This window comes from Curtobacterium pomorum (genome assembly GCF_044497295.1).
Classification (GTDB): domain Bacteria; phylum Actinomycetota; class Actinomycetes; order Actinomycetales; family Microbacteriaceae; genus Curtobacterium.
The window spans coordinates 2,611,505-2,633,778 of record NZ_CP172409.1 but is presented as its reverse complement, the minus strand read 5'-3'; the positions used below and the strand labels follow the sequence as shown (position 1 = coordinate 2,633,778).

Genomic DNA, 22,274 nt, shown 5'->3' with positions numbered 1-22,274 from the left:
CCGAGCGGGGGTGATTCCGGACCGATCCAACCCTCAACCTTCACTTTCGGGTTACCGTTGTCGCAACCCGGACCCTTGTCAACATCCACAGGACGGCCCGTCAGCATGCTCCTCGCATCCAGGCCGATCGCTGCGTTCGCGGTGGTCGGTGCCCTCAGTGTTCTCTTGGCCGGTTGTTCCGGTGGTGGCGACGACGCCACCCCGACGCCGTCCGCATCGCCGACCCGCACCGCGAGTCCGACCCCGACCGCCGACGACTCGGCGACCGCGGAGCCCACCGGCACCGCGTCGTCGCCCGTGTCCGAGGCCACCGACGACCCCACCGCCTCGGACGACGACACCCCCGGTGCCTTCCCGGGGAGCGGCTCGACCAACGAGCCGGACACCGACCCGTCGGACTTCCCGGCCACCGCCGTCGTCACGTACAGCGGCTGGGACACGGCCTCGAAGACGCTGCAGGCCGGCGGACTCGTCTCGGGCACCACCGACACCAGCGGGACCTGCACGTTCACCGCGAAGAAGGGGAGCGTCTCGCGCACCGCCACGAGCGCGGCGCAGGCGAGCGCGTCCTCGGTCAACTGCGCGCAGGTCGCGTTCCCCGCGGCCCAGGTCCCCAGCGGCACCTGGTACGTCACCCTGACCTACACCGTCGGCTCCGCGTCGACGACGTCCGACCCGATGCCGGCGGAGGTGCCGTGATGCGTTCCATCCAGACCGAGTCGGACGGACGCCGTCGCCGGCCCTTCCGGACCTCCCTCGCGCTCGTCGCGGCACTCGCCGTCGCCGTCAGCGGGCTGACCTTCGGCACGATCCTGTCCGAGCAGACCACGACCGAGTCCGCCGCGGCCGCCGTCGCCGGCGACTTCGACCCGGGCAACATCATCAGCGACGCCAACTTCTACAACGGCTCGGCGATGAACGCCGCGGCCGTGCAGTCGTTCCTGACGAGCGTCGCCCCGAACTGCCGGAAGTCGTCGAGCGGACCGGCCTGCCTGAAGGACTTCTCGCAGAAGATGAGCGCGATCGGCGCCGTCTCCGGCCGGTGCAGCGCCATCGCCGGCGGTACCAAGTCCGCCGCGACGATGATCGCCCAGGTCGGCGCCGCGTGCGGCATCAGCCAGAAGGTGCTCCTCGTCCTCCTGCAGAAGGAGCAGGGCATCGTCACGACGTCCTCGCCGACGTCCTACATGTACCTGCACGCCACCGGCTTCGCGTGCCCCGACACCGCCCCGTGCGACCCGGCGTACTTCGGCTTCGGCCAGCAGGTCTACGCCGCGGCCCTGCAGTTCAAGCGCTACCAGGCGTCGCCGACCTCGTGGGCGTACCAGGCGGGTCGCACCAACTCGATCCTCCTCAACCCGAACGCGGCCTGCGGTCGGAAGTCCGTCTACATCCAGAACCAGGCGACCGCGGGGCTGTACATCTACACCCCGTACACGCCGAACACCGCCGCGATGTCGAACCTGTACGGCAGCGGTGACAGCTGCTCGGCGTACGGCAACCGCAACTTCTGGCGGATGTACACCGACTGGTTCGGCTCGGCGACCGGCGGCGGCAACCCGTACGGCAACGTCGACGCCGTCACCCCGAGCTCGACCTCGTCGATCACCGTGAGCGGCTGGGCCGTGGACCCGGACACCACGAGCGCGCTCCGCGTCGCGTTCTACGTCGACGGCGCCGGGGCGAAGACCGTCACCGCGAACGTGAACCGACCCGACCTGTCCGCCACCCTCGGCGCGAACAACCTCAAGCACGGGTTCTCGACCGAGCTGACCGGGCTGAGCGTCGGCAAGCACTCGGTCTGCACCTACGCCATCAACCAGGGCAAGGGCAGCAACACGTTGCTCGGCTGCTACACCCGCACCGTGGTGAGCGCACCGCCGAAGGGCGCACTCGACACCGTCACCGGCAGCGCGGGCACGATCACCGCGAGCGGCTGGGTCCTCGACCCCGACTCGGCGAAGCCCGCCCCGTGGAAGATCCTGGTCGACGGCGTCAGCAAGGCGACCGGCACCGCCGACCGCACCCGCACCGACGTCGCCAAGGTCTACAAGGGCGTCGGCAGCACCCTCGGCTTCTCGAAGACGATCGGCGGCATCACGCCGGGCACCCGCAGCGTCGCGCTCTACACGCAGGACAAGCCCGGCACCGACTACGTGAAGGTCGCGTCGAAGTCCGTCACCGTCAGCGCCCCCACCACCGGCAAGACCGGCAAGACCGGAGCGCTCCGCGGGTCGTACGAGTCCGTCACCGGCGGCGCGGGCACGGCCACGGTGCGCGGGTGGGCGATCGACCCGGACGTGTGGGACCCCGTCAAGTACAAGATCCACGTCGACGGCGTCAGCACGGACAGCGGTACCGCGAACGCCACCCGGACCGACGTCGAGGCGAAGCACCCGTCCTGGGGTTCGGACGTCGGCCTGGCGCTCCGCCTGACCGGGCTGAGCGCCGGCAACCACACCGTGCGGGTCTACTTCCAGGACCTGCCGAGCGGCACCTACAAGAGCTTCGGCACGAAGACCGTCAAGGTGACGTCGGCCACGGCCCCGTCGTCCGGCACCACCGGCAAGACCGGCAAGACCGGCTCGGTGACGGGCTCGTACGAGTCGGTCACCGGCGGCGTCTACAGCGCGACGGTCAAGGGCTGGGCGATCGACCCCGACGTGTGGGACCCGGTCAAGTACAAGATGCACCTGGACGGCGTCGCGATCGCCCCCGGCACGGTCAACGCCAAGCGCACCGACGTCGAGGCGGTCCACCCGGGCTGGGGATCCGACGTCGGGCTGTCCGTGCAGCTCACCGGCCTGAGCGCGGGCACGCACACCGTCCGCGTGTACTTCCAGGACCTGCCGAGCGGCACGTACAAGAGCTTCGGCACGAAGTCCTTCACGGTCATCGACCCGCCCGCGACGGGCTCGACCGGCAACGGCGGCGTGGTGAAGGGCTCGTTCGACTCCGTCACGGGCGGCAAGGGGACCATCACCGTCCGGGGCTGGGCGATCGACCCCGACGTCTGGGACCCGGTCAAGTACAAGATGCACCTGGACGGCGCCGCGATCGCACCGGGCACGGTGAACGCGACCCGCACGGACGTGCAGAAGAACTACCCGAACTGGGGTTCCGACGTCGGGCTGTCGCGGGTGCTCACCGGGCTGAAGCCCGGCACGCACACCGTGCGCGTCTACTACCAGGACCTGCCGAGCGGGACGTACAAGAGCTTCGGCACGAAGACGGTGACCGTGCAGTAGACGGTTGCCGAGACGGACGGGAGGCCCGTGGCGGATCCGCCACGGGCCTCCCGTCCGTTCCGTGGTCGCGCCCACGGCGGCGGATCGTGAGCAGCAATGGTCGGGTCCGGTGGACGGACCCGACCATTCCTGCTCACGAAGTGAGCGCGCTGGACGTCAGCGGCGCACGCGCCGGGCCATCAGGCCCACGCCGTGCAGCAGCCGGTACTCGGGGGAGCGGGTGAGGCCCGCGAACCGGGCCGCGATCTGGTCGCGCTCCGCTTCGGCCCGGCGGCGGGCGGTGTCGTAGGCGCCGACCTGCTGCTCCGACGCGACCAGTCGCCGGTTGATGTCCTGCACCCCGGCCAGGTGGACGTCGCGGTCGTGCTCGGCCTGCCGCAGGACCTCGCGCTGCGCGGTCGCCCAGCGCAGGAACGCGTTCCGCTCGCCGGACCGACCCGACGCGATCGCGACGGCCGCGTCGAGGACCGGACCGACCTGCTCGGCGCGCGCCCGGAACGAGTGCCGCTCGACGACCACGGCACGGAGCCGTGCCGTCAGGGCCGTGCGCTCGGCGCGGGGCATCGCGAGCACCCGCTCGAGCGAGGCGGCGTCGTCGAAGACCGGCACGTCGGACAGGCCGAGCTCGTCGAGGCCGAGCGCGCAGTCCGTCACGGGCAGCGCCCCGGACGCGAGTGCTTCGTACAGGCGGGAGTTCAGGGTGCCGTACTCGGCGGCCGGGGCGATCACGTCGTCGACGACGAAGCCGGCGGCGCGGTACACCTCGGGCAGCGCGAAGTAGGACACCGCGGGACGCAGCTCGACGCCGGCCGTGGCCTCGACGTGGTCGACGTTCGCGGCGAACCACACGATCGGCTCGGGCGGCGCGACCTCGGCGAGCACGTCCTGCACGCGGCGGCGGACACCCCAGAAGTTGACGGTCGTGACGGCACGCTCGGTGCGCTCGGTCGCGGTCGCTGCCGCGGTGGTGCCGGCGCCGTGCGGACGCTCGTCGGTGAACAGGTCCAGGTCGACGCCGATCGGGACGACCTCGACGGGTCCGTCGTACTGCGCGGCGACGGCGTCACGGGCGATACCGGACGACGTCCACACCGCGTCGAACTCGTCGAGGTAGGGCAGCGCCGCCCACTTCGCCGTCCAGTTCCGCACCCACGCGACCAGCGCGGTGCCGGCGGGGACGTACCCGGGGACGAACGACTCGATCATGCTGACCACGACGGCGGTGTCGGCGGGCACCGCTTCACCCCAGCGCTCGAGCGGCCACATCGCGACGCCCCAGCCCTCGGCACGGAGCGCCCGCGCGAGCCCGAGCGCGACGAACAGGTCACCCTTCCCCTCGGTCGGGTCGGCCGTCGAGACCGCGAACCGGACGGTGCCGCGCGGCCCCTCGGCGTGCGCACCGGCCGCGATGGCCGCGTACTCCTGCGCAAGGGGCGAGGACAGGGGAGTGTTCGGGATCACTGCGGCAGTCACGCGGCCCATTCTGCACGAATCGGCGGCGGCCACAGGGGAGTGGCGGGGCGCGCCTTGTAGGGTGTCATCGGCTCGCGGCACCCCGTGGGCCGAGCCACCGATCCGCGCCCGTGCGCGGCAGCTGCTGGAGGAACTCGCGTGACAGAGCGCAAGCCGGGAGTCGTGTCCGTCATCCTCGTGAACTACAAGGGCACGGACGACACCCTGACGAGCATCGCGGAACTCCGCAAGCAGGACTGGCCGCAGGACAAGCTCGAGGTGATCGTCGTCGAGAACGGCTCCGGTCCGGAGCACCTCGGCCGGCTGCAGGCGTCCGACCTCGACTTCACCCTGGTCGACGCCGGCGCCAACCTCGGCTTCACCGGCGGCTGCAACCTCGGCGTCGAGAAGTCCTCCGGCGAGGTCGTGGCGTTCCTCAACAACGACGCCCGCCCGGACACCGGTTGGGTGCGCGAGGCGATGGCCACGTTCGCGTCCGGCGCCGACATCGGTGCCGTGGCGTCGAAGGTCCTCGACTGGGAGGGCGTGAACATCGACTTCACCGAGGCCGCGATGACCTGGTACGGCATGGGCTACAAGCCGTTCGCCGGGTCGCCGGACACCGGCCGCTGGGAGAGCGAGACCGACGTCCTGTTCGGCACCGGCGCCGCGATGTTCATCCGCGCCGAGCTGTTCGAGCAGCTCGACGGCTTCGACGACCGCTACTTCATGTTCTACGAGGACGTCGACCTGGGCTGGCGGCTCAACCTGCTCGGCTGGCGCTTCCGGTACCAGCCGAAGTCGGTCGCGTTCCACAAGCACCACGCGTCCATGAACAAGTTCGGCGACTTCCGCGAGACCTACCTGCTCGAGCGGAACGCCCTCTTCACGCTGTACAAGAACCTCGGTGACGAGCAGCTCGCCGCCGCCCTGCCCGGCTCCCTGGCGCTCGCCGTCCGCCGTGCCGTGGGTCGCGGGGAGCTCGACTCCACCGAGCTCGACCTGCGGAACCCCGGCGACGACAGTGTCCCCACCATCCCGGTGCCGAAGACGAGCATGGCCGGCATCTACGGCGTCGACCAGTTCGTCGAGCAGCTGCCGTCGATGACCGATTCGCGCCGCGCGATCCAGGCCACGCGGGTCCGCAGCGACCGCGAGCTCCTGCGCCTGTTCGGCAACCGCGACGAGCCCGCGTACCCGATCGAGAACTACCTGGCCGGCTACGACAAGATCGTGCACTCGCTCGGCGTGCTCGAGGTCGGCACCCGTCGTCGCATCCTCATCATCACGGGCGACTCGATCGGCGCGAAGATGGCCGGTCCGGCGATCCGCGCCACCCAGATGGCGAAGCAGCTCGCGTCCGAGCACGACGTGCGCGTGGTCAGCCTGACCCGCTCGTCGCAGATCGACCCGTCGTACGAGGTCGTCACCGTGCCGCACCGCCACCCGCGCCAGATGGTCGAGCACGAGGGCTGGGCCGACGTCATCATCGTGCAGGGCCACGCGCTCCGGCTGTTCCCGGTGCTCGAGTCGACGAGCAAGATCCTGGTCGTCGACGTGTACGACCCGCTGCACCTCGAGCAGCTCGAGCAGGGCCGCAGCGACGACGTCGACCAGTGGAACCGCCAGATCCTCGACGCCTCGGACACGCTCAACCACCAGCTCGAACTCGGCGACTACTTCATCTGCGCCTCGGAGCGGCAGCGCATGTTCTGGCTCGGCCAGCTCGCCGGCTCCGGCCGGGTGAACGCCCGCACGTACTCGCGCGACGCCGACCTCCGCTCGCTCATCGGCGTCGTGCCGTTCGGGCTGTCCTCCACCCCGCCGGTGCACGACCAGCCGCGGGTCAAGGGCGTCGTGCCGGGCATCGGCAAGAACGACAAGCTCGTCGTCTGGGGCGGTGGCATCTACGACTGGTTCGACCCGATCACCCTGGTCCGTTCGATCGCGCAGCTCGCCGCACGCCGACCGTCCGTGAAGCTCTTCTTCATGGGCGTGCAGCACCCGAACCCCGACGTGCCCGAGATGGACATCGTCGCGAAGGTCCGTGCCGAGGCCGACGCCCTCGGTCTGACCGGCAAGCACGTGTTCTTCAACGACTCGTGGATCCCGTACGAGGAGCGCGGCGCGTACCTGCTCGAGGCCGACGCGGGTGTCTCGACGCACTACGAGCACCTCGAGACCACGTTCTCGTTCCGGACCCGCATCCTCGACTACCTGTGGGCGCGCCTGCCGATCGTCACGACGGCCGGCGACTCCTTCGGCGACCTGGTCGCCGAGGAGCAGCTCGGCGTCGCGGTGCACGAGCAGGACGTCGACGGCCTGGCCACGGCGCTCGAGACGGCGCTCTTCGACAAGAAGGCCCGGGCCCGGTTCATCGCCAACGTCGACCGTGTGCGCGAGCAGTTCACGTGGGAGAACGTCCTGGCGCCGCTCGTCGAGTTCTGCCGGAACCCGATCCGTGCGGCGGACAAGTCGGTGCGCGACACCAGCACGAAGCTCGCGCCCCACACGATGCGCGTGCGCGTGCCGGACCGCAAGAAGCTCTCCGGCGTCCGCTACGACGTCGGGCGCGCGGTGCACTACTTCCGCACCGAGGGCCCGCGCAGCGTCGCGGGGAAGATCAAGCGACGCCTCGGCAACCGGTGAACCCAGCCGAGACGACGGCCCTCGTCGTCGTCCCGACGTACGACGAGGCCGAGAACATCCGCGCCATCGCCGACGCGATCCTGACGGCGTCGCCCGGTGTCCACCTGCTGGTCGTCGACGACGGCAGCCCGGACGGCACCGGCGACATCGTGCGGTCCCTGGCGGCCGCCGACGACCGGGTGCACCTGCTGCAGCGCTCCGGCAAGCTCGGACTCGGCACGGCCTACGTCGCCGGGTTCCGGTGGGGGCTCGAGCGCGGCTACCCGCTGCTCGTCGAGATGGACGCGGACGGCTCGCACCCGGCCGACCGGTTGCCCGCGCTCATCGACGCGGTCACCGCCTCGGACGACGTCCTGCTCGCGATCGGGTCGCGCTGGGTACCCGGGGGATCGGTCGTCGACTGGCCGCTCCGCCGTCAGGCCCTGAGCCGCGGTGCGAACACGTACGCGCGGCTGGTGCTCGGGATCCACGTGCGGGACATCACCGCCGGGTACCGCGTCTACCGCTCCGACGCGATCGCGCGGATGGACCTCGGGTCGATCGACTCGAAGGGGTACTGCTTCCAGGTCGACATGACGCTGCGCGTGGACGCCCTGGGCGGCCGCATCGTCGAGGTGCCGATCCGGTTCCGTGACCGCGTGCACGGGGTCTCGAAGATGAGCCGCTCCATCGTGGTCGAGGCGATGCTCCGCGTCACGCAGTGGGGCCTGCAGCGCCGCCTGGGTCGCCCCACCCGCCCGTAGCGCGCGCGCCCCCGCCCGCCCGCGCCCTCCCGCGCCCGCCCGCGCGAGGAAGCCGTCCGCCCCGAGGTTCCGAAATCCTGGAACCTCGGCGCTCCCACCGCCGTTCCGTGGAACCTCGGCGGCACACGGGCGGCGTGTTCTGGAACCTCGGTGATCTGCGCACGAGCAGGCACAGCGTCGGCGGTGGCTGGCGCATCGTGAGCAGAAACGGTCGGGTCGCTGTGCCGGACTCGACCGATCCTGCTCACGATGTGCGGCTCCGGACCGCGTGGCGTGCCGGACGGGAGGCCCGGGTCGGGCCCGCCACGGGCCTCCCGTCCGGCGCCCTGCCCGCTCACCCCCCCCCGTTCGGTGAGCAGGAATGGTCGGGTCGCCGCGGCGGACTCGACCATTCCTGCTCACGAAGCGCGCCGCGCCCCGCGCCGCGGCACCTACGCCCGCGGCAGGTGCCGGCGCCACGAGCGCCGCCGCGCCGCGATCACGAGCACCGTCACGAAGAACATCAGGCCCGCTCCGTGCAGCAAGTAGCTCTCCGCCGCGCTCGTCACCGCGAGGAGCACCAGCACCGCTGCCGGCCACACGTAGGCGACCCCGGGGAACGTCGTCGCCGTCACCCACGCCCGTGCGAAGGCCAGCAGCGCGGCGATGCCGAGGATGATCGTGCCCGCCACCCCGAGCTGCAGCCAGGCGTCGACGAACGCGTTGAGGCCCGAGGTGAACCGTGCGCCGGCCGGATCGATGAGCGTGACGTAGGGCACGACGGGCTCGGTCGGCCACGTCCCGACCCACCCCCAGCCCTGGATCGGGTACCGCTCGGTCAGGACCCGGATCTGTGACCACAAGTCGATGCGCGTCGCGGTGCCCCCGGCCGCGCCGATCTCGGCGAGCAGCCGGTGCCGGGCGAACACCGCCACCACCAGCGTGAGCAGGACCGCGGAGCCGAGGACGCCGTTGACCACCGGTCTGGTGGCGGGCCGCGCGTGCCGGAGCGACCAGAGGGCCAGGGCGGTGACGGCGAGGGCGATCATCGCGAGGCCCGTGATGGGGGACTGCACGAGCATGAGGGCGATGACGGCGAGGGCGGTCGAGCCGATCGCGCGCCACATGGTCACGGAGCGGGTGAGGAACTCGACGACGAAGGTGACCAGGGCCATCGCGGCGATGAAGCCCATGAAGTTGCGCGTCCCACCGATGCCCTGGATCGGGCCGCCGTACGCGATGTCGCCGCGGATCCCGAAGGCCGGCAGCGGGACGTCGAGCACCAGTCCGGACAGCACTTCGAGCCCGAGGGCGACGACGAGCAGGATCCGGAACGCGTCACCGGACGCCCGGATCACCTGCACCAGGTCCCGCCCGAGGGCCAGGTACAGCCCGAGCCCGATGAAGCAGACGGTCTGCACGAGCCCGCGCAGGGCGACCCAGGAGTACTCGCTCCAGAGCACGCTCAACGCGCAGTACCCGACGAACGCCAGCAGCGAGAGGGGGAGCACGCCGTGCCACTCGATCCGGTACCGCTGCCCGAGCAGGCTCAGCCCGGCGAGCACGAACAGCGTGACGAGCACGGCCCAGGTGCCGGACCGGCCGACCAGTGCCTGCACGGTCGGCTGCCCGAACCCGAACAGCACGATCACCGTCGCGAGCGCCTGGCTGAACCGTCCACCGGCCGAGAAGCCGATCCAGGCGGAGAGGTACCGGCGCCCGAGCGCGTGTCTGCTCACCCGGCCGTCCGTCACGCGTCCATCTTGGCGTACGACCTTGTGACGAGCCGCCCGCATCGCGGAAACGCGGTATCGACGATCCGCGGTGTGGCGTCATCGACGATGCGCGATGCTCACCTAGCTTCACTGCAATGGACCCCCTGCGGAGGGCCGCCGGCCTGCCGCTGGTCGCGGTCGTCATCGCCTTCGCCACCGCCGCGCTCGCCTGGTACCGGCTCGGTCCCGTGCCGCGCAACACCGTCTGGGCCGAGGACGGCGGGGTCTTCCTGCGGGAACGCATCGCCCTCGGCCCCGTGGACACCCTGCTGCACCCGTACGCCGGGTACGTCCACCTGCTGCCCCGGATGGTGGTCGACCTCGGCTACGCGCTGCCGACCGCCCGGTACGCCCAGGTCGTCTCGCTGTCGTCCTGCCTGGTCGTCGGCGCCGTGTGTGCGCTGGTCTTCGTCCTGTCCCGCGACGTGGTCCGACCGTGGCCGTTCCGCCTGGTGCTCGCCGCCGTACCCGTCGTGCTGCCGCTCGCGCCCTACGAGATCAGCGGGAACGCCGCGAACCTGCACTGGTACCTGCTCGTGCTGGTGCCGTGGGTGTTCGCCCACCGCAGCCGGACCTGGTGGGGCGCAGCCGCGCTCGCCGTGGTGGCCGGACTCGCTGTGCTCACCGAGCCGCAGGCGATCCTGTTCACGCCGCTGCTCCTGCTCGCGTGGCCCCGGCGGCGCGCTGCGTCGGGAGGGGCCCGCCACGCGCGCCTGCTGCCGCTGCCCGTCACGGTCGTGGCGCTCGCCGCGGCCGTCGTCCAGGTCGTCACGACCCTCACCCACCCGCGCGACCTGACACCCGGTGCTCCGGCGTTCCGCGACGTGCTCGCCGGGTTCCTGCTCCGGCCCGTCGCCGGCGCGTGGGACCCGCATCTCGGCGACGTGGTCGCCACGGTCGTGGAGCACGGCTGGGCGCCCGTCCTGGTGCCGGCCGGCGCACTGGTGCTGGTCCTGGCCGCGGGCGTCGTCGTCGGACCGCCCCGCAGCCGGTGGATGGTCGTCGCGCTGGCGGTCGCGGACGGTGCCGTGTGGTGGGCGGCCCTGCTCGCGAACGACGGTGCCGGGCAGCCGTGGGCGGACCCCACCTCCGCCATGGCGGCGATCCCGCCGCAGCGCTACGCCGCGGCGTCCGGCCTGCTGCTCGTCAGTGCCGCGGTGGTCGCCGCCGCCGCGCTGGTGGACGCCGACCGGTGGTCGCGTGTCGCGCAGCGGACGGGAGGCACGGGTCGCCTCGTCGGGGCGCTGGTCGCCTGGTGCGTGGTCGCCGCCGTCGTCACGGCCGCCGTCCTGCACGTCGCGCCCGCGGACACCCGGCGCAGTGACGGGCCGGTGTGGGCGGAGCAGCTGCCCGCCGCCGCCGAGGCGTGTCGCGCCGACCCGACGGTCGAGGTCGTGCGGGTGCGGTCGAACCCGTGGTCGTCAGCGGTCGCGTGCGCCTGGCTGTTCCGCTGACACCGGACCGCTGACCGCCGGCCGTCCGATGCTCAGCGCGTGGTGGCCCAGCGGAACTCGCGCTTCGCCGGCGGGGTGCGCGGGCCGTCGCCGGTCGAGGTCGGTTCCTCGCCGGTCAGGACGATCCGGGTCTTGATCGCGATGAGCGCGAAGAGCACCCAGTTCCCCTGGTAGAGCAGCCGGGACTCGGCGACGGACTGCACGAGCAGTGCGACGACGACGAGCAGCGGCAGGAGCGACACCGGGTCGAACGTGCGCGGACGGAGCGCGGCGTCGTAGCCGATCCGGGTCGCGCACGCCCACGAGCGCGACAGCGTCGTGACGACGTAGAGCAGGAAGAGGACGAGCCCGATGATGCCGGTCTGCATCCAGACGTCCAGGTAGGCGTCGTGTGCCTGCAGGTACGTGACGCCCTTGCGGTGGGCCAGATCGGCCAGGGTCGGGATGCCGGGCCACCAGTAGCCGATCCACCCCCAGCCGACGACGGCGTGCTGGTCGATGAGGCCGAGGACCTTCGCCCAGATCTCACCGCGTCCGGTCGCGTCGGTCCCCTTGCCGAGGAGTTCGGAGACCGGCCCCCGGAGCACGAACGCCGCGGCGGCGACGACGACCGCGCCGACCGCGAGCAGCAGGTACCGCGGGGTGCGTCGCTCCGTCGGGACCCGGCGCATCCACACGGCGACCAGGGCGACGACGGCGACGACCAGCGTGGCCGCGATGACCGTGGACGAACGGGTGAGCACGAACCCGAGGGCGGCGACCACGAGCCAGCCGGTGGCCCGCTGCCGACGCAGCCGGCCCTCGGCGAGCTGCAGCACGACGACGATCGCGACGAGCAGCGCGACCATCGCCAGCAGGTTCGCGTTGCCGGGCAGCCCCTGGATGCGGCCGCCGGTGAAGAGCTCGGCGCGCGAGAAGTAGAACGCGTCCGGGATGTCGGCGTCGCCGTAGTCGGTCCAGATCGGCGCGATGGGGTGCCGCACGAACACGGCGACGACGGCCTCGAACAGGATCGAGAGCAGCAGCACCCAGCGGAGCGCGAGGCTGAGCGCGTCGAGGATGCGGCGCCAGGTCAGGGTGGAGGCGATCGTGAAGGCCACCGCGGCGCAGATCACCTGCACGGTCAGGCTCGAGATCGTCGCGAACCGCCAGTGCGACCAGACGACCGACAGCAGGCACCACGCCAGGAAGGCCCAGAGCGGCCAGGGGGAGCGCACGAGCGGCGGCTTCGCCCGGACCAGGATCGTGATGCCCCAGGCGGCCACGAGCGCCCACAGGATGCCTGCGCCGACCCAGGTGAGGGTGTTCGGCACCGCGTCGCCGGCGAAGAGCACGAAGATCGTGGTCGCACCGAAGGCGAACGCCTCGCGCTCGGGTACGGTCCCGCGTGCCAGCGGCCAGGTGTTCGTCACGACGTCAGGCTACCGGCGGCGGGCGGCCACGGAGTCCCCGGATCCCGCCGGTAGGCTCTCGCCCATGTTCCTCGGCATCACGAACACCCCCCGCGACTACGCCTGGGGCTCGGTCACCGCGATCCCCGAGCTCCTCGGTCGCACCGTCACCGGCGCCCCGCAGGCAGAGCTCTGGCTCGGTGCGCACCCGGGCAGCCCGAGCGTGGTCGTCAACCCGGCGATGGTCGGCGGTGCCGACACCCTGCTCGACTGGATCGCCGCCGAGCCGCAGGACGCCCTGGGCGGCGACCGCACCGGTCTGCCGTTCCTGCTGAAGGTGCTCGCAGCGGCCGCGCCCCTGTCCTTGCAGGCGCACCCGACCCCGGAGCAGGCCGAGGCCGGCTTCGCGCGCGAGGAACGCGAGGGCATCGCGATCGACGACCCGGCGCGCAACTACAAGGACCCGTTCCCGAAGCCCGAGCTCGTCGTCGCCCTGAGCGAGCGGTTCGAAGCACTGAGCGGCTTCCGTCCGGTCGAGGAGACCCTGGCCGAGGTCCGCGTGCTCGACGCCGGCAGCGGTCGGCTCGGTCCGCTCGAGGTGCACCTGGCGCACGGGCTCGAGGACACCGTCCGCTGGCTCGAGACCGCCGACGACTCCGCGCTCGCCGTGGTGCAGGCGGCGAGCGACCTCGCCGTCGCCCTCGACGACGACCTCCTCACCCCGAACACGGCCACGGTCCGCGACCTGGCGACCAGCTGGCCCGGCGACCCCGGCATCGTCGTCTCCCTGCTCATGCACCGGGTGACCCTCACCGCGGGGCAGGCCATGTACCTGCCCGCCGGCAACATCCACGCCTACCTCGACGGACTCGGCATCGAGCTGATGGCACCGTCCGACAACGTGCTGCGCGGCGGGCTGACGCCGAAGCACGTCGACGTGCCCGAGCTCCTGCACGTGCTCGACTTCACGGCGTACCCGGCACCGGTCCTCGAGCCCGAGCGACTGGCCCCCGGCGTGGACCGCTTCGCACCCGAGGGCGTCGGCTTCGCGCTCCTGCGCGTCGACGGGGACGGACGACCGGTCGGGCTGAGCACCGGCGGGGTCGCTCCGCTGTCCGGCCCGTCGATCGCCATCTGCACCGAGGGCGTCGTGACGCTCGTCGGCGCGACGTCCGCGACGCTGCTCCGCAAGGGCGAGTCCTGCTTCATCACGCCGGACGAGGGCGACGTCACGGTGGAGGCCGACTCGTCGAACGGCGTCACGTCGACGGTGTTCATCGCGACCGGCCACTAGGGGCACAGGCCGGGGCCCGGCGTGGAGCCGCACGCCCTGGCGCGGTCCCGCACACCGGCCCCGGGGCGTCTCGTTCGTCCGCTAGCGTGGCGACCATGAGTTGGCTGGTCACCGGCGGTGCCGGGTACATCGGGTCCCACGTCGTCCGAGCACTGCGCTCGGCCGGCATCGACACGGTCGCGTTCGACGACCTCTCGAGCGGCTTCCGCGCGTTCGTGCCGGACGACGTGCCGTTCGTCGAGGGCACGATCCTGGACGGCGACCTCGTCGCCCGCACCCTGCGGGAGCACGACGTCACCGGTGTGGTGCACGTCGCGGGCTTCAAGTACGCCGGCGTCTCGGTCGAGCGCCCGCTGCACACCTACGAGCAGAACGTCACCGGCATGGCGACGCTGCTCCGCGCGATGGCCGAGAACGGCGTCACGAAGGCCGTCTTCTCGTCGAGCGCCGCGGTGTACGGCACCCCGGACGTCGACGTCGTCGTCGAGTCCACCCCGAAGGCGCCGGAGTCCCCGTACGGCGAGTCGAAGCTCATCGGCGAGTGGCTGCTGCGCGACATGGAGGTCGCGGCCGGCTTCACCACGACCTCGCTCCGGTACTTCAACGTCGTCGGGTCCGGCGAGCCCGACTTGTACGACGCCAGCCCGCACAACCTGTTCCCGCTCGTGTTCGACGCGCTGCTGGCCGGTCGCACCCCGCGGATCAACGGCGACGACTACGCGACCCCGGACGGCACCTGCGTCCGCGACTACATCCACGTCGCCGACCTCGCACACTCGCACGCCGTCGCGGCGCAGAAGCTCGAGGCGGGGGAGCCGCTCGAGCAGGCCTACAACCTCGGCAGCGGCGACGGTGTGAGCGTCCGGCAGATCATGGACGCCATGGCGAAGGGCACCGGGATCGCCTTCGAGCCGGAGATCGCGCCGCGCCGCCCCGGCGACCCGGCGCGCATCGTGGCGACCGGCGAGGCCGCGACGCGTGACCTGGACTGGGCGATGCGGCACACCCTGGACGAGATGGTCACGAGCGCGTGGGAGGCCCGCCGCAGCGCCTCGTAGCGGCTGAGGACGTGTCAGTTGTCCCCCGGAACCCCGACAGAACGGGCGCGACACGCCCAGACGGGGGACATGACACGCCGAAGTGGTCACTGCCTTCTATGATCCGCGACTTGACTCAGGCGAATGACACCGCTGTAATTACAGGCAACGACTTCAATCGTTGTGGTCCCGTTATCGAGACGTCAGGGGTGATCAGGGTGAACGGTTCCGACTTCCACGCCGGAGTTCCGGAGGACTGGCACGTCGACCCCGTGGCGCTCGGCGTCCCGGGTGTTCGACGGCCGGAGACGGACGACGAGGAGAACCCGCTCGCGTGGCAGGTCGACTCGCTGTGCGCACAGACCGACCCGGAGGCGTTCTTCCCCGAGAAGGGCGGCTCCACGCGCGAAGCGAAGAAGATCTGCACGTCGTGCGAGGTCCGGGCGCAGTGCCTCGAGTACGCGCTCGAGAACGACGAGCGCTTCGGCATCTGGGGCGGTCTGTCCGAGCGCGAGCGTCGCAAGCTGCGCAAACGGGCGTAGTCGCGGTCCAGGCGTTCGCCTGACGTTCCCACAGGTTCACGGCGCGCCGCCGTCCGCAGCGGACGCCGTGCCTCCAGACCGTAGAGTGACGCCCGTCATGCAGCCCAGAGTCACCGCGATCCTCGTCGCCGCCAACGGAGCGGCCCACCTCGACCGGACCCTGGACGCACTCGCGGCCCAGACCCGCCACCCCGAGAACCTGGTGGTCGTCGACGTCGGGTCGACCGACGGCTCCACTGCCGGGCTCTCCTTCGGCGGGTCCGCCGAGCTGCTGCGTCTGCCGGCCGGACGCCCCTTCGGCGAGGCCGTCGCCCGCGGCGAACGCGAGGCGCCGCCCGCCGTCGTCGACGAGCCCGTCGACGAGTGGCTGTGGCTGCTCGGGCACGACAACGCACCGTCCCCGACCGCGCTCGCGGACCTGCTCTCGGCCGTCGAGATCGCGCCGTCCGTCGTCGTGGCGGGTCCGAAGCTCGTGTCCGACGACGACCCCTCGCTGATCCGCGCGTTCGGCGAGAGCATGACGCGCTTCGGCCGCTCGATCGGTCTCGTGCAGGACGAGCTCGACCAGGGCCAGCACGACCGGCACACGGACGTGCTCGCGGTCGCCGCCGGCGGCATGCTCGTGCGCCGTTCGGTGTGGACCGAGCTGTCCGGCTTCGACCCGGCGCTGCCGGACGTCGACGCCGCCCTCGACTTCTGCGTCCGCGTCCGCCTGGCCGGGCACCGCGTCGCCGTCGTCCCCGGCGCGAAGGTCACCACCGCCGGTCCGATCGAGGAGTTCGGTCGCAAGCGCGTCTCCGAGGCCCGCCGCGTCCGCATGCACCGGCAGGCACAGCTCCACCGCCGGATGACCTACGCGCCGGGCGGGCTGCTCTGGCTGCACTGGCTCACCCTCGTCCCGTTCGCGGTCGGCCGGGCGATCGGCCACCTCGTCGCCAAGCACCCCGCGGCCGTCGTCCCGGAGCTCGCCGCGGCGTTCGCGGTGGCGTTCGGCGGCGGCACCGGTCGGGCGCGCAGGAACCTCGCCCGCACGAAGAAGCTCGGCTGGGCCGCCGTCGAACCGCTCCGGGTCAGCTGGCGTCGGGTGCACGAGCACCGGACCACCTCGCGCGACGTCGAACTCGCCCGCGTCGAGGACGCCCCGATCGCGCGGGCGTCGTTCCTCGGCGACGGCGGGATCTGGGTCGTGCTGGCCGCGGCGGTCCTGAGCGTCGTGACGCTCTACCCCCTGCTCGGCTCGCCGGCGCTCACCGGCGGCGGCCTGCTGCCCCTCAGCACGACCGTCGGCCAGCTCTGGCAGAACGTCGGCTACGGCTGGCACTCGCTCGGCACCGGCTTCACCGGTCCGTCCGACCCCTTCGCCGCCGTGCTGGCGGTGCTCGGTTCGATCGTGTTCTGGTCGCCGTCCACGTCGGTCGTGCTCGTGATGCTCGTCGCGTTCCCGCTGTCCGCCCTCGGTGCCTGGTTCGCGGTCCGCAAGGTGACGACGCGCAAGTGGGTGCCGGTCATCGGCGCCGCGCTCTACGCCATCGCCCCGGCCCTCGTCGGCGCGGTCACCACCGGACACCTCGGTGCCGTCATCGCGCACCTGGTCCTGCCGTGGTTGTTCGTCGCCGTGCTCGAGGCGCACCGCTCGTGGGCGTGGGCGTCCGGCGCCTCGCTGCTGTTCGCGGTCGTGGCGGCCTCGGCGCCGTCCTTGCTGCCGGTCCTGCTGATCGGGTGGCTGGTCGCGCTCGTCGTCGGGTGGCGCCGCGCGCACCGTCGGGCCTTCATCCCGGTGCCGACCGCGGTGCTCTTCCTGCCGCTCGTCCTCGCGCAGGTCGCGCGCGGCAACGTCCTCGCGGTCTTCGCCGACCCCGGCGTTCCGTCGGCCACCCGTGCGCCGTCCGCGCTGCAGTTGGCGATCGGTCAGCCGCTGCCGGACTGGAGTGGGTGGCTGCCCGCCACGTCCGGGCTCGCCGCCGTCGGCACGTGGCTGCCGATCGTGATGGCCGTCCTGGCCGTGCCGATCGCCGCCGCCGCGATCGGCGCGGTGCTCGGACACCGCTGGGCCGTCGCCGGCTCGGCGCTCGTCGTCGCACTGCTCGGCTTCGGCACCGCGTTCGCCGCCACCCACGTGACCGTCACCGGCGTCGGGTCGACCACCACCATCGTGTGGCCCGGCAGCGGGCTGTCGGTGTACTGGCTCGCGATCGTCGTCGCGGCCTGCATCGGCATCGACGTGCTGCCGAAGGCCGCACCGGTGACGGGACTCGTCGCGACGGTGCTCGCCGGCGTCGCGGTGGCCCCGGCCTTCGCCGCGTTCTACCTCGGCAACGCCGCGATCCAGCCGACCACGGGCCGGGTGCTCAGCGCCTACGTGAACGCCGAGGCGCAGGCGAACCCCGACGTCGGCACGCTCGTCGTGGTGCCGCAGGACGACGGGTCGCTCGCCGTCGCACTCGAGCGCGGTCAGGGTGCCACCCTCGACGACCAGTCGACCCTCGACGCCACCGCACTCCGGCTGAGCGAGTCCGGCGCCCGCCTCGCGACGCTCGCCGGCAACCTGGCGAGCCGCAGCGGCTACGACCCCCGGCCGGCGCTGCAGGAACTCGGCATCAGCTTCGTCCTGCTCGACGACGCCGGCGACGACCCCGAGGCGCAGAGCGTGCACGACCGGGCCGCGGGTGCGATCGGGCAGAACGCGCTCTTCACGAGCATCGGCGAGACCACGAACGGGCAGCTGTTCCACTACGAGGGCGACGTCGACCGGACCACCACCGGGTCCGCCGCCGCCCGTGCCACGCACGTGCTGTACCTGGTCGTGCTCGGCGTCGTGTTCGGCGCCGCCGCCCTGCTCGCCGTGCCGACGGCCCCGCGCCGCCGCCGGGCCACCTCGAACGTCATCGAGGCCGAGGAACCCGCGACCACCTTCGACGAGGAGCGCGACGAATGAGCACCACCACCGGCTCCGTCCGACGCTGGGTCGTCCGCGGCACCGCGACCGCGATCGCCGTGGTGGTCGCCGCCGGCGCCGTCACCGCTGCGCACGCCTACGGCACCGCGGCCGAACCGGGTCGCCCGGCCGGCCGGACCGTCACGCCGGTCCCCGCCGACGCCGAGCGTGTCTGTGCAGGCAGCGCCCTGCGACTGTCCGACGACTCCGGCAACGACGCCACCCAGGCGAGCACGGTCGGGTCCGCCACCGTCGCCACGGCGACGACCGGCTCGACCGTCGAGCGGTCCTCGCTCGACCCGTCGTCCACCGGCGGCAGCGACCCGCGGCTGCTCACGGCCCCCGCGGGTGACACCACACCGCAGGTCGCGGGCAGCAGCTACCAGAGCGTCTCCAGCGGCGACCTGGTCGGTGCCGGGGCGGCGTCGTGCGACGACCCCACGCAGTCGACCTGGCTCGTCGGCGGCTCGACCGAGACCGGGCGCACCAGCCTCGTCACCCTGTCGAACCCGACCGACGTGAACGCGACCGTCGACCTGGCGATCTACGACGGCACCGGCACGGTCAGCGCCCCCGGCACGACCGGCATCGTCGTCGCCCCGAACACCCAGAAGGTCGTCCCGCTGTCCGGCTTCGTGTCCGACCAGGGATCCACCGTCGTGCACGTGTCGTCCTCCGGCGGGCAGATCGTCGCCCACATGCAGGAGACCGTCGTCCGCACGCTCACCCCCGGCGGCTACGACATCGTCTCCGGCGGCGCCGCGCCGTCACGCTCGCAGGTCATCCCAGGCGTCGTGCTCGCCGGTGCGCAGGAGGCACAGCGCGGCGACGACACCGCGGACGCCGCCCCCGTGGTCCGGCTGTTCGTTCCGGGCACGGAGTCGGCACGCGTCACGCTCGGCATCACGACGGCGGACGGCGGCGGTACGACCGTGAACGCCACCGCCGAGCCCGGGGTGGTGACCGACGTCGCGCTCGACGACTTCCCGGACGGCCGGTACTCGTTCACCGTCACGTCGACGCAGCCCGTCGTCGCCGGTGCCCGCACGACCTCACCGACGGCCGACGGCAACAGCGACCTCGGCTGGTTCGCCTCGGCCGAGCCCCTGGGCGACGAGGTCATCACCGCGGTGGCTCCAGGGGAGGGCGTCCGCATGAACTTCGTGAACCCCACGCGCGAGGACCGTGCGATCACGATCCGCTCCGGCGACGAGAAGCGCACCATCCAGGTGCTGTCCGGCGCGACGGCGACCATGCCGGTGCAGACCGCGAAGCAGCTCTCGATCTCGGGGGCCGAGGGCGTCGTGGCGGGCGTGACCTACCGCGGGGACGACGGCATCGCCGGGTTCCCCGTCCGTCCGTCCACCCAGGTGTCCACGCCGGTGCGCGTCTACCCCTGACGGTGACGACGGTGCCGGGTCGTCACCAGTGGCGGTAGCGGTCCGGCGCCAGGTCCCACGGGTCCTTGCCGATCAGCTCACCGACGGCACGGAACACGGCCGTCTCGATGATGATCCGCCGGTCGGCGTCGTCCTTCTCGGGGCTGCGGTTCACGCGCTCGACGGGGATCCGGAACACGGTGACCCTGCGGGTGTCGCGGTCGATCCGCCACCGGGGCATCGCATCGGGCAGCGTCGCGTCGGTCGGCATGTCGGCCACCTGGAACACCACGCCCGCCAGTTCGTCCGGCCACAGGCCGATCAGGTAGTGGGCGCTGTCGCCGACGATGCGGTCGAACGCCTCGGCGCGGGTGGTGATCGGCGCGAGCTCGGGACCGGTCACGCTCGACCGCCCACCGCGTCCGTGCCGGGACCGTCCTCGACCGCGGTCGACCGGGGTGACGAGGCGGGGCTTGCGACGCATCCCCACATCGTACGCGTGCCGCCGTCGCTCCTGGTCGCTCCGGTCGCCCGTGCGCGCTCCGCTAGGCTCCCTGACGACATGGACGTGAGGATCTGCAGCAAGGTCGCGTGCGCCGCGAGCGCTTCGGCGACCCTGACGTACGACTACGGCGACTCCATGGTCGTGGTCGGGCCGCTCTCCACGCGGGTCGAACCGCACGGCTACGACCTCTGCGCCCGGCACGCCGCCGGTCTGCGCGTCCCGCGCGGCTGGCAGGTGGTGCGGCGCGAGCCGCTGCAGCGCGAGACCGACTGACGGCTCGCGTCCGCGACGCACCAGCGGTGGTGGACGGGAGGCCCGTGGAACGTGACCGACGTCGGCTGGGGACCCGCGCCTCCCGGCATGGAAGACTGATGGGCATGCCCACCGAAGCCCAGACCGCAGCACCGTACCGCGTCGCCGACCTCTCGCTCGCCGAGGCGGGCCGCCACCAGATCCGCCTCGCCGAGAACGAGATGCCGGGCCTGATGGCCCTGCGCGAGGAGTTCGGTGCGTCGCAGCCGCTGGCCGGCGCGCGCATCGCCGGATCGCTGCACATGACGGTGCAGACCGCCGTCCTGATCGAGACGCTCGTCGCCCTCGGCGCGCAGGTGCGCTGGGCGAGCTGCAACATCTTCTCCACGCAGGACGAAGCCGCCGCGGCCGTCGCGGTCGGGCCGACCGGCACGCCGGACGCACCAGCCGGCGTCCCCGTGTTCGCGTGGAAGGGCGAGACGCTCGAGGAGTACTGGTGGTGCACCAGCCGCATCTTCGACTGGACCGCCGAGGCCGCCGCCGTCGGAGCCGACTGGGCCGGTCCGAACCTGATCCTGGACGATGGCGGTGACGCCACCATGCTCGTGCACACCGGTGCCGACGCCGAAGCGGCTGGTGCTGCTCCCGTCGCCGCCGCCGACGCGAGCGCCGAGTGGAAGATCGTGCTCGACACCGTCGCCGCGTCGCTCGAGACGTCGGCCGACCGCTGGACCCGCATCGCCGCGGACATCGAGGGCGTCACCGAGGAGACCACCACGGGCGTGCACCGCCTGTACGAGCTGTCGCGGAACGGGCAGCTGCGGTTCCCTGCGATCAACGTCAACGACTCCGTCACGAAGTCGAAGTTCGACAACAAGTACGGCATCCGCCACTCCCTGCCCGACGGCCTGAACCGGGCGACCGACGTCCTGATGGGCGGCAAGGTCGCGTTCGTCGTCGGCTACGGTGACGTCGGCAAGGGGGCGGCCGAGGCGCTGCGCGGCCAGGGCGCCCGCGTCATCGTCAGCGAGGTCGACCCGATCTGCGCGCTGCAGGCCGCGATGGACGGCTACCAGGTGGCGCGACTGGCCGACGTCGTCGACACCGTCGACATGGTCATCACCTGCACGGGCAACCTCGGCGTCGTGGGCGTCGACGAGATGCTCGGGCTGAAGCACCTGGCCATCGTCGCCAACGTCGGGCACTTCGACAACGAGATCGACATGGCCGGCCTCGAGTCGCTGCCCGGTGTGGAGAAGGTCGAGATCAAGCCGCAGGTGCACGAGTGGCGCCTGCCGACCGGTCGGTCGATCCTGGTGCTGTCCGAAGGGCGGCTCATGAACCTCGGCAACGCCACCGGGCACCCGTCGTTCGTGATGAGCAACTCGTTCACGAACCAGGTCCTGGCGCAGATCGAGCTGCACACCCGTCGTGACGAGTACCCGACCGGGGTCTACGTGCTGCCGAAGCACCTGGACGAGAAGGTCGCGCGCCTGCACCTGGGCGCCCTCGGGGTGGAGCTGACGGAGCTGCGTCCCGAGCAGGCGGCGTACATCGGCGTCCCGGTCGAGGGACCGTTCAAGCCGGAGCACTACCGCTACTGAGCGGTCGCGCGGCCGGCGGCGCGCCGCGGCCACGC

At 72.2% G+C, this 22,274-nt stretch carries 16 protein-coding genes; 12 read left to right on the top strand and 4 right to left on the bottom strand.

Annotated elements, in window-relative coordinates; translation table 11 throughout:
* Positions 1-105 precede the first annotated feature (105 nt).
* A complete protein-coding gene (locus ACGH48_RS12500; RefSeq protein WP_396288836.1) occupies positions 106-699 on the top strand; it encodes a hypothetical protein in 594 nt (197 codons plus the stop codon).
* Positions 699-3,248 carry a hypothetical protein gene (locus ACGH48_RS12495; RefSeq protein ID WP_396288834.1) on the top strand — a complete coding sequence of 850 codons (2,550 nt, stop codon included), beginning with the start codon at positions 699-701 and terminating at the stop codon, positions 3,246-3,248. Before ACGH48_RS12500 ends, ACGH48_RS12495 begins: the two co-directional genes overlap by 1 nt.
* Before the next feature lie 156 nt (positions 3,249-3,404).
* Here the strand turns inward: ACGH48_RS12495 and ACGH48_RS12490 are convergent, their stop codons facing one another.
* Positions 3,405-4,721 (bottom strand): glycosyltransferase, encoded by a 1,317-nt coding sequence (locus tag ACGH48_RS12490; protein ID WP_396288833.1) that lies wholly within the window; start codon positions 4,719-4,721, stop codon positions 3,405-3,407.
* Positions 4,722-4,859: 138 nt separating this feature from the next.
* Here ACGH48_RS12490 and ACGH48_RS12485 point away from each other — a divergent pair, with 138 nt between their 5' ends.
* Both ACGH48_RS12485 and ACGH48_RS12480 read left to right on the top strand, forming a co-directional pair.
* Positions 4,860-7,349, top strand: a complete 2,490-nt coding sequence (locus ACGH48_RS12485) for a glycosyltransferase (protein ID WP_396288832.1) — start codon at positions 4,860-4,862, stop codon at positions 7,347-7,349.
* Positions 7,346-8,092: a polyprenol monophosphomannose synthase gene (locus ACGH48_RS12480; protein ID WP_396288830.1), complete on the top strand. Its 747-nt coding sequence runs from the start codon at positions 7,346-7,348 to the stop codon at positions 8,090-8,092. Before ACGH48_RS12485 ends, ACGH48_RS12480 begins: the two co-directional genes overlap by 4 nt.
* Positions 8,093-8,523: 431 nt before the next feature.
* On the opposite strand, the gene ACGH48_RS12475 is transcribed toward ACGH48_RS12480, so the two are convergent.
* Positions 8,524-9,810: an O-antigen ligase family protein gene (locus tag ACGH48_RS12475; protein WP_396288828.1), complete on the bottom strand. Its 1,287-nt coding sequence runs from the start codon at positions 9,808-9,810 to the stop codon at positions 8,524-8,526.
* Between the two features lie 131 nt (positions 9,811-9,941).
* Here ACGH48_RS12475 and ACGH48_RS12470 point away from each other — a divergent pair, with 131 nt between their 5' ends.
* The gene (locus tag ACGH48_RS12470) at positions 9,942-11,300 is read left to right on the top strand and encodes a hypothetical protein (RefSeq protein WP_396288827.1); all 1,359 of its coding nucleotides are present in this window, start codon (positions 9,942-9,944) and stop codon (positions 11,298-11,300) included.
* Between the two features lie 32 nt (positions 11,301-11,332).
* Here the strand turns inward: ACGH48_RS12470 and ACGH48_RS12465 are convergent, their stop codons facing one another.
* The gene (locus tag ACGH48_RS12465; protein ID WP_396288826.1) at positions 11,333-12,712 is read right to left on the bottom strand and encodes an O-antigen ligase family protein; all 1,380 of its coding nucleotides are present in this window, start codon (positions 12,710-12,712) and stop codon (positions 11,333-11,335) included.
* Between the two features lie 64 nt (positions 12,713-12,776).
* Between ACGH48_RS12465 and manA the strand changes: the two genes are divergently transcribed.
* From manA to ACGH48_RS12440, 5 genes are all read left to right on the top strand, one after another.
* The gene (gene manA, locus ACGH48_RS12460) at positions 12,777-13,985 is read left to right on the top strand and encodes a mannose-6-phosphate isomerase, class I (protein WP_123313706.1); all 1,209 of its coding nucleotides are present in this window, start codon (positions 12,777-12,779) and stop codon (positions 13,983-13,985) included.
* A gap of 95 nt (positions 13,986-14,080) precedes the next feature.
* Positions 14,081-15,043, top strand: a complete 963-nt coding sequence (gene galE / locus ACGH48_RS12455) for a UDP-glucose 4-epimerase GalE (protein ID WP_123314068.1) — start codon at positions 14,081-14,083, stop codon at positions 15,041-15,043.
* A 188-nt stretch (positions 15,044-15,231) separates the two neighbouring features.
* Positions 15,232-15,564 carry a WhiB family transcriptional regulator gene (locus ACGH48_RS12450; protein ID WP_374114433.1) on the top strand — a complete coding sequence of 111 codons (333 nt, stop codon included), beginning with the start codon at positions 15,232-15,234 and terminating at the stop codon, positions 15,562-15,564.
* A gap of 97 nt (positions 15,565-15,661) precedes the next feature.
* A complete protein-coding gene (locus ACGH48_RS12445; protein ID WP_396288825.1) occupies positions 15,662-18,499 on the top strand; it encodes a glycosyltransferase in 2,838 nt (945 codons plus the stop codon).
* Positions 18,496-19,899 carry a DUF5719 family protein gene (locus tag ACGH48_RS12440; RefSeq protein WP_123313704.1) on the top strand — a complete coding sequence of 468 codons (1,404 nt, stop codon included), beginning with the start codon at positions 18,496-18,498 and terminating at the stop codon, positions 19,897-19,899. Before ACGH48_RS12445 ends, ACGH48_RS12440 begins: the two co-directional genes overlap by 4 nt.
* Before the next feature lie 22 nt (positions 19,900-19,921).
* Here the strand turns inward: ACGH48_RS12440 and ACGH48_RS12435 are convergent, their stop codons facing one another.
* On the bottom strand, positions 19,922-20,362 hold the full coding sequence (locus ACGH48_RS12435) for a metallopeptidase family protein (RefSeq protein WP_111085978.1): 441 nt from the start codon (positions 20,360-20,362) through the stop codon (positions 19,922-19,924).
* 78 nt (positions 20,363-20,440) lie between these two features.
* On the opposite strand from ACGH48_RS12435, the gene ACGH48_RS12430 reads away from it, so the two are divergent.
* Both ACGH48_RS12430 and ahcY read left to right on the top strand, forming a co-directional pair.
* On the top strand, positions 20,441-20,656 hold the full coding sequence (locus tag ACGH48_RS12430) for a DUF3499 family protein (RefSeq protein WP_111085977.1): 216 nt from the start codon (positions 20,441-20,443) through the stop codon (positions 20,654-20,656).
* A gap of 104 nt (positions 20,657-20,760) precedes the next feature.
* Positions 20,761-22,239 (top strand): adenosylhomocysteinase, encoded by a 1,479-nt coding sequence (gene ahcY / locus ACGH48_RS12425; RefSeq protein WP_396288824.1) that lies wholly within the window; start codon positions 20,761-20,763, stop codon positions 22,237-22,239.
* Positions 22,240-22,274 lie beyond the last annotated feature (35 nt).

Bases quoted from the DNA above. Each gene is read 5' to 3' on its own strand.
- ACGH48_RS12500 (WP_396288836.1), top strand. From the start codon at position 106: ATGCTCCTCGCATCCAGGCCGATCGCTGCGTTCGCGGTGGTCGGTGCC.
- ACGH48_RS12495 (WP_396288834.1), top strand. From the start codon at position 699: ATGCGTTCCATCCAGACCGAGTCGGACGGACGCCGTCGCCGGCCCTTC.
- ACGH48_RS12470 (WP_396288827.1), top strand. From the start codon at position 9,942: ATGGACCCCCTGCGGAGGGCCGCCGGCCTGCCGCTGGTCGCGGTCGTC.
- manA (WP_123313706.1), top strand. From the start codon at position 12,777: ATGTTCCTCGGCATCACGAACACCCCCCGCGACTACGCCTGGGGCTCG.
- galE (WP_123314068.1), top strand. From the start codon at position 14,081: ATGAGTTGGCTGGTCACCGGCGGTGCCGGGTACATCGGGTCCCACGTC.
- ACGH48_RS12445 (WP_396288825.1), top strand. From the start codon at position 15,662: ATGCAGCCCAGAGTCACCGCGATCCTCGTCGCCGCCAACGGAGCGGCC.
- ACGH48_RS12440 (WP_123313704.1), top strand. From the start codon at position 18,496: ATGAGCACCACCACCGGCTCCGTCCGACGCTGGGTCGTCCGCGGCACC.
- ACGH48_RS12435 (WP_111085978.1), bottom strand. From the start codon at position 20,362: ATGCGTCGCAAGCCCCGCCTCGTCACCCCGGTCGACCGCGGTCGAGGA.
- ACGH48_RS12430 (WP_111085977.1), top strand. From the start codon at position 20,441: ATGGACGTGAGGATCTGCAGCAAGGTCGCGTGCGCCGCGAGCGCTTCG.
- ahcY (WP_396288824.1), top strand. From the start codon at position 20,761: ATGCCCACCGAAGCCCAGACCGCAGCACCGTACCGCGTCGCCGACCTC.